Source organism: Arthrobacter sp. NQ4 (assembly GCF_029077345.1).
Taxonomy (GTDB): Bacteria; Actinomycetota; Actinomycetes; order Actinomycetales; family Micrococcaceae; genus Arthrobacter.
Window position 1 is genome coordinate 284,991 of record NZ_JARETC010000005.1, and the last position, 13,164, is coordinate 298,154.

Below are 13,164 nucleotides of genomic sequence, written 5' to 3' on the forward strand. Positions count from 1 at the left end.
CCCGCCGGCTGCCCGGAAAAGCGCGGTCTAGGCGGCGTCGCCCAGGATGGGGCCGAACCGCCCGCGGTCGGCCAGGCGGGGGTCTTCCCGGTCCGGGACCACCATGACCGGGCCCTTGGCGTGGTGGAGCACCCCGTCTGACGTTGAACCCAGGAGCATTCCGGTGAACCCGCCGCGTCCGCGGGTGCCCACCACCACCAGTTCAACGTGCCGGCTTTCCTCGACGAGCACGTCCACCGGTGAGCCGTCCTTCAGCTCATAGCCGGCCTGCAGGCTGGGGTAGTGGCTGCGGAGCCAGGCCATGCCGGCCTCCAGGGTGACCCGGATGTCATCGAACAGGGCCTTCCGGTCCATGGGCGCCGGAACCCAGGCCAGCGAGCCGCTGTACTGGGGAACGGCGCAGACCACGCGGAGGGACGCGCCAAGGCGTTCGGCCTGGTCGGCTGCTTCAAGGACGGCAACGCGGGCCTGCTCGGAGCCATCCACGCCAACCACCACCACGTTCTCCACCGGCCGGTGCCCGGACCTGGCCTGCTCGGCCTTGACGCGGCGGTCCTCCGTGGACTCACCGAGCCGGTCTGAGCAGAACAACGGAACCGTCACCGTGGGGCATTTCGCGTGGGCGGGCAGGGCACTGCTGACTGATCCGAGGAGCCGGCCCACAAAGCCGCCGCGGCCGCGGGTGCCGACCACCAGGAGTTCCGCGGTTTCGGAGATGTCCAGCAGGACGCCGGCGGCGTCGCCGTTCTCCACGGAGGAGCTGACGTCCACGTCGTAGGCGGCCACCTTTTCCAGGGCCTGCCGGGCAATGGCTTCGGCGCCTTCGCGGATGACGGAATCATCCACGGTGGCGTAGCCCCCGTCCAGGCCGGACGCGGCGAAGATCGGCACGGAGTAGGCGGTGACGATATGAAGCGGACGACGACGGCGCTGGGCTTCCCGCGCGGCCCACACCAGGGCGCACTGGCCATGGTCCGAACCGTCGACGCCCACCACGATGCCGTGGGGGGCGGTTGCGCCACCCCCACCGTCCCGGGCCGGGTCCGGATGCAACTCTCGTGAGCCCATGGGGGCCGCCTCCTCGCGATACGCCTGATGTTGCGGCTATTCTGCCAGAAAACGGACCGCTCCCCGCGCACCCGGCCCAGCGGTGGCACCGGCAGGAAAAGGACCGCTCCCGATTCCCACTATTCTCTGTCCCCCAGGGCTTAGCAAGCCTGTTCAGGGGCTGATGGGCCCTGTTATCCACAGGCTTTTTGCCGGGTTCCGGAAAGCGCCTTCTCGCCACGGAAACGATTTCGTTCACGGGCTATCCACGGCCGCATTTGTTCTGTAGTCTTCAGGACATTGTTGGTCCGGGACGCCAACTGATTCTTCCTGTCAGGACGGTCCCGGCCATGCGCTGCGGCCGTGCTTGGGGGTAACGGGACGCGAGCCGGCGAAGATGCCGGCACCTGCCGAAGCTCCATAGGAGGGAAACTGTAGTGTCAAGCATGCCTGGGATTGCCGGGACCGAACAGACCACCACTGTCGTCATTGGCACGGGCCTGTCCGGACTGGCCGTGGCCGCTGAGCTGCGCCGCCATGGGGTGGACTCCATCGTGGTGGACGGCCTCGACATCCTGGGCCAGGCCCAGCCCGCGAACACCACGTCATTGCAGCGCTGCGATGCGGCGGACAGCGGCACCCTCCGCGAGCGGAACGAGATCCTGCGCCACCTGCGCAATTACGCCGCAAGCCACAGCGTGGACGTGCGGAATACCACCCGGGCGGTGCAGCTGACCATGCTCGAAGCACCGGACCAGGCCGCGCCGCAGTGGCAGGTGCACACCCCCACGGGCATCCTGGTGGCGGACCACATCGTGCTCACCCGTTGCGCCCACAGCCAGTTGCGGCGCATGCTCAACGACTTCGGCATTGCCGTGGGCCGGAACGTGGCGGCAGCCATGCGGGCCATTGGCATCTACCTGGTGGGAGTGGGCGAACTGATCACGCCATCGCCCAAAGAAGTGCTGCGCCAGGCCAAGACGGTGGGCCAGGCAATCTCCGCCAAGGTCAACCCGGACGGCGCCCTTCCGTCCACCGGCGTCTTCCCGGCAACGGGAAGCTTTGCTGCCCTGGGCTGCTGACTGCGGCGCCGGTACGCGCTGCAGGGCTGGACGGAACCGGCCCTGCCGGCGGGTGCTACTCCGCGGCCCTGTCCCCGGCCTCCCCGTCATCTTCGGTGTCCCCGTCGCCGGTGAGCCGGCGGCGGGCCAGGACGGCCAGCGCCACCAGCAGCCCCACGGCCACTACCGCAAAAATAACAATGCTCCACTGGAACGGCTCGCCCGCGCCGGCCGGCTCCGAGGGCTCTTCCGTGACCCCGGGCTGGGCGGTGCCCATGCCAGGGACCGCACCCGCCGCCGTCGAACTTCCCGCCGTGGGTGTCCCGGACGAGGCGGCACCCGGGGCACCGGAGGCCGCGGTGAAGGTGAACGTCCCCTCGATGGGATGTGAGTCCGAGCTGACTACGCGCCACGCCACTGTGTACGTGCCCGCCGGACCGCCCGGGCGGAGCTTCTGGGTGGCCACGTTGTCCACGATCTGCACGGAGCCATCAGCCCATTCGGTGCCGCCGGCATCCTTGATGGAGAAGGACGAACCGATGCCCAGCGGCTTGTTGCTGAAGGTCACCGAGACCTCGGCGGGCGGGACAGCCAGCGCAGCCCCCTGCGCCGGGCTGGTGGACTCGGCAGCATCATGGGCGGAGGCGGGGCCAGCGAGGCCCAGCGCGGCGGCTGCAAGGACAAACAAGCCGAGCACAAGGCTCAGCAACTGGCGGCGGACCTGGCGCATGGGTGGGCTGCTCCTCGTGTTGGCTTCCTTACAGACTAGGCGAATTTGCCGGCCCACTCCCCGCCGCTCCCTTAGGATGCAGGTATCCCCACACACTTCCCCGGAGGACTAATGCTTAAGCAAGGCTCTGCCCTGGACCGGTATTTCAGGGTCACCGAGCGCGGTTCCAACCTTTCCCGCGAGATCCGCGGCGGGTTCGCCACGTTCTTCGCCATGAGCTACATCGTGGTGCTGAACCCCCTGATCCTGTCCGGGCCCGACTCCAACGGCACCACGCTGGGCTTCCCCGCCGTGGCCGCCGTGACCGCGCTGGTGGCAGGCATCCTCACCATCCTCATGGGCGCGTGGGGCCGGCACCCCTTCGCCCTGGCCACCGGCCTGGGCGTCAACGCCTTCGTGGCTGTCACCGTGGCCACCAATCCCGGGCTCACCTGGCCGGACATGATGGGCCTGGTGGTCCTCTCCGGCGTCACCATGCTGATCCTGGTCCTCACCGGTTTCCGTACCGCCGTGTTCAAGGCGGTGCCGGACGGACTCAAGACGGCCATCGTGGTGGGCATCGGCCTGTTCATTGCCCTGATCGGCCTGGTCAACGCCGGGTTCGTGCGCCGCATCCCGGATGTCGCAGGCACCACCGTGCCCGTTGGCCTGGGCTTCGAAGGCAAGCTCCTGGGCTGGCCCACCGCCGTGTTCGTGTTCGGCCTGATCCTGACCATCGCCCTGGTGGTGCGCAAGGTCAAGGGCGCCATCCTGATCGGCATCATCACCTCCACGGTGCTGTCCGTCATCCTTGAGACGACCCTGCACATCGGCCCCAGCTTCGACGGCAAGAACTTCAACCCGCAGGGCTGGTCCCTGGTGGCCCCGGCGTTCTCCGGCTGGGCCGCGCCCGACCTCTCCCTGATCGGCAAGGCCAACCCGTTCGGTGCCTTCGAGCACCTCGGCTTCGTGGCCGCCACGCTGCTGGCCTTCGTCATCCTGCTCAGCATCTTCTTTGACGCCATGGGCACCATGGTGGGCCTGGCCAACGAGGCCGGCACGGTGGATGAACACGGCAACATTCCCGACGTCGACCGTGTGCTCCAGGTGGACGCACTCGGTGCCATCATCGGCGGCGGCGCCTCCGTCTCCTCCAACCAGATCTACGTCGAAGCCGGTGCCGGCATCGGCGAAGGCGCCCGCACGGGCGTGGCCTCCATCGTCACCGGCGTGCTGTTCCTGGTGGCCATGTTCTTCACGCCGCTGATCAACCTGGTGCCGTTCGAGGCCGTGGCCCCGGCACTGGTGGTGGTGGGCTTCATGATGGTCTCCCAGGTGGGCAAGATCGACTGGCAGGACTGGGGCATCGCCATCCCCGCGTTCCTCACCTTCACCCTGATGCCCTTCACCTACTCCATCGCCAACGGCCTGGGTGCGGGCTTCATCGCCTACGTCCTGATCCGCACGGTCCAGGGCAGGGTCAAGGACATCCACCCGCTGATGTGGGCTGTGGCCGCGGCGTTCGCGCTGTTCTTCGCCATCGGCCCCATCGAGGCGGCCCTGGGGATGAAGTAACACCTGCGCATGGAAAGGGCTGGTGCGGCGTCTGCCGTACCAGCCCTTTTTGTTGACACCGGGGTTTCCCTGGCCGGGGGCCTAGACGGGGGTGTTGGGGGCGAGTCCCTCGTCGCCGGAGACTGCCAGTGCCTTCTTCTGGCGCAGCCGGTCCAGCCGGTTCATCAGGGGCGAGGTGGTGGCGCCGTGGATCACGATGGACAGCGCCACCACCAGCCCGATGAAGGACCAGAGCCAGTGCGCCTGCTCCGTGAAGTGGCCTTCCCCCAGGGCAAAGGCCAGGTAGTACAGGGAACCGATGCCGCGGATGCCAAAGAAGGACAGTGCCACGCGTTCCCGCGGACCGGTCTTGCCACCCAGCAGGCCCAGCCAGCCCGCCAGCGGCCGCACCACCAGCAGGAAAGCAAGCGCCACCAGCAGTTCCGGAAGCCCGATCCCGGCCAGCAGCCCGCGGGCGATGGCACCGCCAAGGAGGACCAGGATCACCACGGTCAGCAGCCGTTCCAGCTGCTCCACGTAGGAGTGCAGCACCCGGTGGTAGCCGTGCGTCCGTTCGGCGCCCCGGATGGTCACGGCACAGACGAACACCGCTATGAACCCGTAGCCCTCCACCATCTGCGTCAGCCCGTACGCCAGGAACGTCGCCGCCAGGGCCACAAAGCCCTCCGAGTGGTTGGAGAGCCGCAGGCTGTCGGCACGGGCCGAGAAGAACAGCCTGGCGAGCAGCTTTCCGGTGAGGAACCCCACCACGAGCCCGACGGCCAGCCGCCACACCACGTCCAGCCCGAACCACTCGCCGAACCAGGCGGAGGGGTCCGCTCCGGCAACGCTGATGGCAATGGCAAGGTAGACGAACGGGAACGCCAGCCCGTCGTTGAGCCCGGCTTCCGATGTCAGGCCGAAACGGACCTCGTCCTCCTTGTCCGTGGATTCATCCTGGTCGGCAGGCTCGCCCACCTGCACTTCCGAGGCCAGGACGGGGTCCGTGGGCGCCAGGCTCGCCGCCACCAGCAGGGCCGCGCCGAGCCCCAGGCCCAGGAACCACATACCCAGCAGGGTCAGCCCCACGATGCAGAGCGGCATGGCGATGCCCAGGAGCCGCCACGTGGTGGACCAGCGCCGGCGTCCCACGGGCCGGTCCAGGGCCAGCCCTGCGCCCATCAGGGAAATGATCACGCAGACCTCCGCAAGGTGCATGACAAAGTCACTGTGTTCCACCGGGTTGGGGTTGGGCAGCGATGGAATCAACGCGAAGGCTGCCATCCCTGCACCCAAGAAGACCATGGGCATGGACAGCGGCATGTCACGCAGCAGCTTGGGCAGGACCGCAGCGACGAACACGGCCAGTCCGGCCGCGGCAAAGAGGATATCTGGGGCTTCGAACATGGAGCGGCTCTCCAGCCTGGAATGGTGCGTGGATCCGGAGCGGCCAGGTCATCCCTGGACCGGTGGGCTGCTCTCACCTTAACCCCTGCACCAGGCACCCGATGTCCGGCCTGCCCGTTGCGCGGGTTCTTGGATTCCGGACAGGACGACGGCGCCGGCGCTGGTTTTCGTGCCCGGCATGCGGTGAGCTTGAGGCATGTTCCTCAAGCTTCCCGCCGTCGACGTCCCGCCCCGGCCCTGGACCGGCAGGTTCGACGGCGATGGTCCCGGCCACCGCCGCTGGTGGCAGGCGGTCACCGCCTCCGATGAATTGCGGGCCGCTGCGCCCGGACGCAAGCCCGCCGCCGTGCTGGGATTTTCCAGCGACGAGGGGGTCCGCCGCAACCAGGGCCGGACCGGGGCAGCCGCAGCCCCGGCGGCGCTGCGAAAAGCGCTGGGCCCGCTGGCCTTCCACCTGGACCGACCGGTGGCCGACGCTGGTGACGTGGTGGTCTCCGGGGAAGACCTGGAGGCCGGCCAGGAACGGCTTGGCCGGGTGCTGGCAGCCCTGCTCGACGCCGGCCACCAGACTGTGGTGCTGGGCGGCGGGCACGAAACCGCCTACGCCAGCTACCTTGGCGTCAGCGCATCAGCCGCGGTTCAAACCGGGCAGCGCCTGGGCGTCTTGAACCTTGATGCCCACTTCGACCTCCGCGACGAGCCGGTGGCCAGCTCCGGCACGCCGTTCCTGCAGATGGCCCGCGCGGAAGCGGACGCCGGACGGGAATTCCGGTACGCCGTCGCCGGGATCTCGGAGCCGAACAACACCCGGGTCCTGTTCGACACCGCGGACAAGCTGGGGGTCCGCTACCTGCTGGATGAGGACTGCGAACCCAACCGGGTCCAGGACTTCGTTGCAGGGTTCCTGGCGGAGATCGACGTCCTGTACCTGACCATCGACCTGGACGTACTGCCCGCCGCGGTGGCCCCCGGCGTCAGCGCGCCGGCAGCCTATGGCGTGCCGCTTCCGGTCATTTCGGCGGTGTGCCGCCAGGTGGCCCGAAGCGGGAAGCTGCTGCACCTGGACGTGGCGGAACTGAATCCGGCATTCGACATTGACAGCCGGACCGCCAGGACAGCGGCCCGGCTGATTGACACGCTGCTGCGCTGAGAGCTGGTCCGCGGCGGCGGGACGGCGCCCGGCGCGGGTCCCGTCAGGCCTTGAGCACGTACCGCCGCTCGGGCCGTCCCACCCCGTACTTGAGCCGCACATCCAGTGTCCCTTCGTCGTGCAGGTACTCGAGGTAGCGGCGGGCGCTGACCCTGGACGTGCCCAGCTCCTCGGCCATCTCGGCCGCCGAGACGTCACCGGCTGAAGCGTTCAGTGCCGCCTCCACCAGCTTCAGCGTCTCGATGCTGCAGCCTTTGGGCAGGGGCCGTTCGGCGCGGTCCAGGCCGAACACCCGGTTGACGTCCGACTGTTCGGCCACATCCTTGGACGCATCCAGGCTTTGGTAGGCGCTGCGGTAGTGCTCCAGCCGCTCCTGGAGGTCTGTCTGGGAAAAGGGCTTGATCAGGTAATGGACAATGCCGCCGCGCAGCGCCTTCCGGACCGTTTCAACCTCCCGTGCGGCACTGATGACCAGCACGTCCAGTTCGGGAGCAACAGCGCGCAGGCGTTGCATCAGGTCCAGGCCGTTGATGTCCGGCAAATGGATGTCCAGCAGCACCAGGTCCGGCTGGAGGCGTTCGGTCTCGGCAACCGCCTGGGCGCCGGTGTGCGCCGCGCCCACCACGGCGAAGCCCGGCGTGCGCTGGATGAAGCCGGCATGCACCTTGGCCACCATGAAGTCGTCATCGACGATCAGGACCTTGATCATGGCTGGGTACTCCCTCGTTTCAGCACAGCGGTAAAGACAGCCCCATTATCGTTGGCCACCGCCAGGTTTCCGCCAGTCCGGCGGCACACCACCCGGGACAGCGCCAGGCCGAAACCGCGGCTGCCGGCCGGGCCGGGTTCCTTGGTGGTGAAGCCCTGGCGGAAGATGTGGTCGGTGGAGCCGCTGGGGACGCCGGGACCGTTGTCCCGGACTGTGACCACCACGTCTCCCCCGGCTGCGCCGTCCACCCGCACCCGGACGGCTGCCTGCGGAAGCCCGGTAACGGCGTCGAACGCGTTGTCCACCAGGTTCCCCACCACGGTGGTGAGGTCCCGGGACAGCCCGTCATCGACGGTGTCCAGCACGGATTCCGGGTCCAGCTGCAGTGCCGCGCCCCGTTCGGTGGCGAGGCTCGATTTGGCGATCAGCAGGGCGGCAAGCGCGGGGTCCTTGATACGGGCGGTCACCTCGTCGTTGAGCCGGGTCCGGTCCACGGTGGCACCGTTGACGAACTGGACCACGGAATCGTACTCGCCGATCTGGATCAGGCCGGAGATGACGTGGAGCTGGTTGGCGAACTCGTGCGCCTGGGCGCGAAGGGTGTCCGTGGCGGTGCGGGTGGTGCCGAGTTCGTGTTCCAGTTCCGAGAGCTCTGTCCGGTCACGCAGGGTGGTCACCGAGCCGATGACCCTGCCGCGGGACTGGAACGGGACCCGGTTCATCACCACCAGCCGGTCTCCCACCAGCACCAGCTGGTCGGGCCCCGGCTGCTCCCGGGTGAGGACTTCCTTGAGGGCGGGTTCGACGGCGAGGGCCGCCACGCGCTTGCCCACACAGTCGGGCGGGAGGCCCAGCAGGGCCCGCGCGCTGTGGTTGGCCACCGTGATCCGTTCGTGCAGGTCCAGTGCCACGACGCCTTCCTTGAGGCCGTGCAGCATGGCCTCGCGGTTTTCCACCAGGCTGGTGATTTCGCTGGGCTCCATGCCAAGGGTCTGCCGCTTGACGCGGCGCGAGAGCAGCAGCGACCCGGCGATGCCCAGGACACTCGCCACCCCCAGGTAGGTGAGGAGGTTGGGGACGGCGTCGCCCAGGCGTTCGAGCACCGTTGGATAGTTCCGGCTGATGGAGGCGATCCCGATCATGCGCCCGGTGTCATCCAGGACCGGAACATGAGCCGACAGGAGCGGCGCAGGGGTTCCGCCCACCACGCCCGTCCAGGCACGGCCCTCCATCACCCTGCTTGCCCCCAGCTCCAGCGGCAGGCCCAGCAGGCTGGGATCCGAGGACGCCACCACCGTACGGTCGATGCGCGCCAGCGCCACCCGGGATGAGCCGGAGACGATCCGCACGGACTCGGCCACCGCGGGCAACACTGCCCCGCCGCGCGGTTCCGTCTCCGGGAGGAGCTCACGCACCACGGGGTTGCCGCCCAGGGCTTCCGCTGCCGAGAGGGCGCGCCGGCCCTCGATCCGTTCGAACGCCGCAGCGGACTGCGCCAGGGAGATGGCGACGACGCCCACCAGGACGGCCAGGACAATGAGCAACTGCAGCAGAAGGTACTGGCCCGCGAGGGACATTCCTCGTCGTCGAGTCACAATGGTCTTCCTGGGGTTGCGGGCAGGGCAAGAAGTTGTCCGGCGCGTGTGGGAGGCCGTGGTGCGCGCAGGAATACGGGCGCGGGGGCCTGAGGTGGTACCGGGAACTATATCCCAAAGCCCGCAGCAGGGCCGTTGTGGGGATTCGGAAACGTGAACGCAATGAACACAACTTTCTCTGCGTACACAAGAGTGATCGCCGTCACTGCCGCCCCTAGCATCGGAACCACAAGGCACCGGAGCCACCAGGCAGCCGGTGCTGGCCAGATTTGTTTTTGAGAGAAGAGGAACACATGCGCCAGATCCGCGCATTGCGCGTTGCCGCCGTTGCTGCCGGCATCGCCCTGATGGCCACCGGCTGCGGTGCCACCAGCAAGAGCTCCACGGGCTCGGAAAGCTCCGGAGCTGCCGCCGGACCCATCACGGGCCTGCAGATCATGGTCCCGAACACGCCCGGCGGCGGCTACGACACCACCGCCCGCGCCGCTGCCAAGGTTCTCGATGACGAGAAGATCTCCACCAATACCGAGGTCTTCAACCTGGCCGGTGCCGGCGGCACCGTGGGCCTGGCCCGGATAGTCAACGAAAAGGGCAACGGCGACCTTGCCATGCTGATGGGCCTGGGCGTTGTGGGTGCCAGCTACACCAACAAGTCCGAGTCCAAGCTGACGGACACCACCCCGCTGGCCCGCCTCATCGAAGAGCCCGGCGCCATCATGGTCAGCAAGGATTCGCCTTACAAGACCATCGATGACCTGGTAAAGGCCTGGAAGGCCGATCCCGGCTCCATCGCCGTAGGCGGCGGCTCCTCCCCCGGCGGTCCGGACCACCTGCTGCCCATGCAGCTTGCGGGTGCCGTGGGCATCGACGCCACCAAGGTCAACTTCGTCTCCTACGACGGCGGCGGCGACCTTCTTCCCGCGATCCTGGGCAACAAGCTCGGCTTCGCCGCCTCCGGCGCCGGCGAATACCTGAAGCAGATCGAATCCGGCGAGGTCCGCGTTCTGGCCACCAGTGGCGAGAAGCGCCTGGACGGCGTGGACGCACCCACGCTCAAGGAATCCAACATCGACCTGGTGTTCACCAACTGGCGTGGCGTGGTGGCCCCTCCGGGAATCAGCGACAAGGACAAGGCGGCACTGATCGCAGCCCTGGAGAAGATGCACGGCACTGAGGGCTGGAAGGAAGCACTGAAGACCCACAGCTGGACCGATGCCTTCATCACCGGCGACCAGTTCAAGACCTTCCTCACCGAGCAGGACAAGCGGGTGGCGGACGTCCTCACCAAGCTTGGGTTGGCGTGACATCCCTGACCACAGGTCTCAAAGGCCGCTCCGAGCTGGGAGTTGCACTCCTGCTCGGGGCGGCCGGCGTCCTGGTCTTCCTTGACGCCAACGGCCTGGTAACCCCGTATTCGAAGTCTGATCCGGTTGGGCCCAAAACCGTCCCGTTCATAGTCGCCGGGATGCTGGTGGTCTGCGCAATCCTGCTGGCCATCAACGTCCTGCGCGGCGGCAAGGGTGAGGCCGAGGGCGGCGAGGACGTCGACCTGGCGCACCCCGCCGACTGGAAGACCGTCCTGCCGCTGGCGGGTGCCTTCATCCTGAACATCCTGCTCATCGACTGGGCGGGCTGGGTGATCTCCGGAACGGTCCTGTTCTGGGGCAGCGTCCTGGCCCTGGGCAGCCGCCACTTTGTCCGGGACGGGTTGATCTCCGTGGCCCTGTCCCTGTTGACCTTCTACGGCTTCTACCTCGGCCTGGGCATCGCACTGCCGGCCGGCCTCCTGGAAGGAATCCTCTAAATGGACGTCTGGTCCTCCCTGATGGACGGTTTCGCCACCGCCCTCACCCCCATGAATTTCCTGTACGCCATGATCGGCGTCATCCTGGGCACCGCCGTCGGCGTCCTCCCCGGCCTGGGCCCGGCCATGACCGTCGCCCTGCTGCTTCCCGTCACCTACGCGCTGGAACCCACCAGCGCCTTCATCATGTTCGCCGGCATCTACTACGGCGGCATGTACGGCGGCTCCACCACCTCGATCCTGCTCAACACCCCTGGTGAATCGTCCTCGGTGGTCACCGCCATCGAAGGCAACAAGATGGCCAAGGCGGGCCGGGCGGCGCAGGCGCTTGCGACGGCGGCCATCGGCTCGTTCGTTGCCGGCACCATTGGCACGGCGCTGCTGGCCGTCTGCGCACCGATCGTGGTGAAGTTCGCCGTCAGCCTGGGCGCACCCAGCTACTTCGCCATCATGGTGCTGGCACTGCTGGCCGTCACGGCCGTGCTTGGCTCGTCCCGGCTGCGCGGTTTCGCCTCCCTGGGCCTCGGCCTGGCCATCGGCCTGGTGGGGATGGATTCCGTCACCGGCCAGCGCCGCCTGACGTTCGGCCAGCCGCTCCTGGCGGACGGCCTGGACATCGTGGTGGTGGCCGTTGCCATCTTCGCCGTGGGCGAGGCACTCTGGGTGGCGGCACACCTGCGCCGCACTCCCCTGCACGCCATCCCGGTGGGCCAGCCATGGATGGGCAAGTCCGACTGGAAGCGGTCCTGGAAGCCGTGGCTGCGCGGTACCGCCTTCGGCTTCCCGTTCGGTGCCCTGCCGGCCGGTGGCGCAGAGATCCCCACGTTCCTGTCATACGTGACGGAAAAACGCCTCAGCAAGCACCCCGAAGAGTTCGGCAAGGGCGCCATCGAAGGCGTGGCCGGTCCGGAAGCAGCCAACAACGCTGCGGCCGCCGGTACCCTGACCCCCATGCTGGCGCTGGGCCTGCCCACGAATGCCACCGCAGCCGTGATGCTCGCCGCTTTCACCAGCTACGGGATCCAGCCGGGTCCGCAGCTCTTCGAAAGCCAGGGGCCCCTGGTGTGGGCCCTGATCGCCAGCCTGTTCATCGGCAACCTGCTGCTCCTGATCATCAACCTGCCCCTGGCACCGCTGTGGGCCAAGCTGCTGCAGTTGCCCCGGCCGTACCTGTACGCCGGCATCCTGTTCTTCGCCACCCTGGGCGCCTACTCGGTGAACCTGCAGGCGTTCGACCTGGTGATCCTGCTGATCCTGGGCGCACTCGGGTTCATGATGCGGCGCTTCGGCCTTCCCGTCCTGCCGCTGATCCTCGGCGTGATCCTGGGTCCGCGGATCGAAGGGCAGCTCCGCAAGACCCTGCAGCTGAGCGCGGGGGACCCGGCAGGGCTCCTGGGTGAGCCGATCGCCGTCGGCATCTATGTCATCATTGCCCTCATCCTGGCCTGGCCCTTTGCCTACAAGCTGATCCGCCGAAACCGTCCGGAGCGCAAACCGCTGGTTCCCGCCAATTCCGGCGCTGCGGACTACAGTGACTGAACCGGCCAGGATCTGACCCGACCAGTAACTGAACAGCGCCCCATCCACTCCGCAGAACAGGAGCAACCATGACCGTTGTTGTGGGATACGTCCCGACCCCCGAGGGCGAAGCTGCCCTCACCCAGGCCATCGCCGAAGCGCGGAAGAGCAACACCACCCTGGTGCTGATCAACTCCTCCAAGGGCGAGGCAACCGTGGACAACCGTTTCGCCCAGGAAGGCGACATCCACGACATTGAGCAGCGGCTGGCCAGCCAGGGCATCCAGTACCTGGTCAAGCGGCCCGTCCGCGGCCATGACGCCGCCGCCGAGGTGCTGGACGCCGCCGAGGAGCACAAAGCCGACCTGATCGTGATCGGCCTGCGCCGCCGCACCCCGGTGGGCAAGCTGATCATGGGCAGCACGTCACAGCGCATCCTGCTTGAAGCGGACTGCCCGGTCCTGGCGGTAAAAGCGGGCTAGATGTACTGTCCCGCCAGGTTGGTGACACTGGGTTGATTTGAAGCAATAAGAGGACCTCCGGGTGTTGTGTGGTGCTTGTCGAGAGCGAACACAAACCAGGAGGTCCTCGTGTCCCACCGTAACGCGTT

General features: G+C 67.8%; 12 protein-coding genes. 7 read left to right on the forward strand and 5 right to left on the reverse strand.

Annotated features, from left to right (window positions below; genetic code table 11):
• Positions 1-27: 27 nt before the first annotated feature.
• Entirely contained in the window at positions 28-1,068 is a 1,041-nt protein-coding gene (locus PUN51_RS11745; protein ID WP_275181019.1) for a universal stress protein, read from the reverse strand.
• Positions 1,069-1,493: 425 nt separating this feature from the next.
• Between PUN51_RS11745 and PUN51_RS11750 the strand changes: the two genes are divergently transcribed.
• Complete coding sequence (locus PUN51_RS11750) at positions 1,494-2,129, forward strand: NAD(P)-binding protein (RefSeq protein ID WP_159635870.1); 636 nt, start codon at positions 1,494-1,496, stop codon at positions 2,127-2,129.
• A gap of 55 nt (positions 2,130-2,184) precedes the next feature.
• On the opposite strand, the gene PUN51_RS11755 is transcribed toward PUN51_RS11750, so the two are convergent.
• The gene (locus PUN51_RS11755) at positions 2,185-2,838 is read right to left on the reverse strand and encodes a copper resistance CopC family protein (protein ID WP_275181020.1); all 654 of its coding nucleotides are present in this window, start codon (positions 2,836-2,838) and stop codon (positions 2,185-2,187) included.
• 111 nt (positions 2,839-2,949) lie between these two features.
• Between PUN51_RS11755 and PUN51_RS11760 the strand changes: the two genes are divergently transcribed.
• Positions 2,950-4,392, forward strand: a complete 1,443-nt coding sequence (locus PUN51_RS11760; RefSeq protein WP_159633691.1) for an NCS2 family permease — start codon at positions 2,950-2,952, stop codon at positions 4,390-4,392.
• A gap of 81 nt (positions 4,393-4,473) precedes the next feature.
• Here the strand turns inward: PUN51_RS11760 and PUN51_RS11765 are convergent, their stop codons facing one another.
• The gene (locus PUN51_RS11765; protein ID WP_275181021.1) at positions 4,474-5,778 is read right to left on the reverse strand and encodes a cation:proton antiporter; all 1,305 of its coding nucleotides are present in this window, start codon (positions 5,776-5,778) and stop codon (positions 4,474-4,476) included.
• A gap of 196 nt (positions 5,779-5,974) precedes the next feature.
• On the opposite strand from PUN51_RS11765, the gene hutG reads away from it, so the two are divergent.
• A complete protein-coding gene (gene hutG / locus PUN51_RS11770) occupies positions 5,975-6,928 on the forward strand; it encodes a formimidoylglutamase (protein ID WP_224024645.1) in 954 nt (317 codons plus the stop codon).
• Between the two features lie 43 nt (positions 6,929-6,971).
• Here hutG and PUN51_RS11775 read toward each other — a convergent pair whose 3' ends face one another.
• Both PUN51_RS11775 and PUN51_RS11780 read right to left on the reverse strand, forming a co-directional pair.
• Positions 6,972-7,637 (reverse strand): response regulator, encoded by a 666-nt coding sequence (locus tag PUN51_RS11775; protein ID WP_275181022.1) that lies wholly within the window; start codon positions 7,635-7,637, stop codon positions 6,972-6,974.
• Entirely contained in the window at positions 7,634-9,214 is a 1,581-nt protein-coding gene (locus PUN51_RS11780; RefSeq protein ID WP_275181032.1) for a sensor histidine kinase, read from the reverse strand. Before PUN51_RS11780 ends, PUN51_RS11775 begins: the two co-directional genes overlap by 4 nt.
• A 311-nt stretch (positions 9,215-9,525) precedes the next feature.
• Between PUN51_RS11780 and PUN51_RS11785 the strand changes: the two genes are divergently transcribed.
• The 4 genes from PUN51_RS11785 to PUN51_RS11800 all read left to right on the forward strand — a co-directional run bounded on the left by PUN51_RS11785 (position 9,526) and on the right by PUN51_RS11800 (position 13,036).
• Positions 9,526-10,536 carry a Bug family tripartite tricarboxylate transporter substrate binding protein gene (locus PUN51_RS11785; protein ID WP_159633704.1) on the forward strand — a complete coding sequence of 337 codons (1,011 nt, stop codon included), beginning with the start codon at positions 9,526-9,528 and terminating at the stop codon, positions 10,534-10,536.
• On the forward strand, positions 10,533-11,036 hold the full coding sequence (locus PUN51_RS11790; RefSeq protein WP_159633707.1) for a tripartite tricarboxylate transporter TctB family protein: 504 nt from the start codon (positions 10,533-10,535) through the stop codon (positions 11,034-11,036). Before PUN51_RS11785 ends, PUN51_RS11790 begins: the two co-directional genes overlap by 4 nt.
• The gene (locus PUN51_RS11795; RefSeq protein WP_275181023.1) at positions 11,037-12,575 is read left to right on the forward strand and encodes a tripartite tricarboxylate transporter permease; all 1,539 of its coding nucleotides are present in this window, start codon (positions 11,037-11,039) and stop codon (positions 12,573-12,575) included.
• A 68-nt stretch (positions 12,576-12,643) separates the two neighbouring features.
• Complete coding sequence (locus tag PUN51_RS11800) at positions 12,644-13,036, forward strand: universal stress protein (protein WP_159633713.1); 393 nt, start codon at positions 12,644-12,646, stop codon at positions 13,034-13,036.
• The last annotated feature ends 128 nt before the right edge of the window (positions 13,037-13,164 follow it).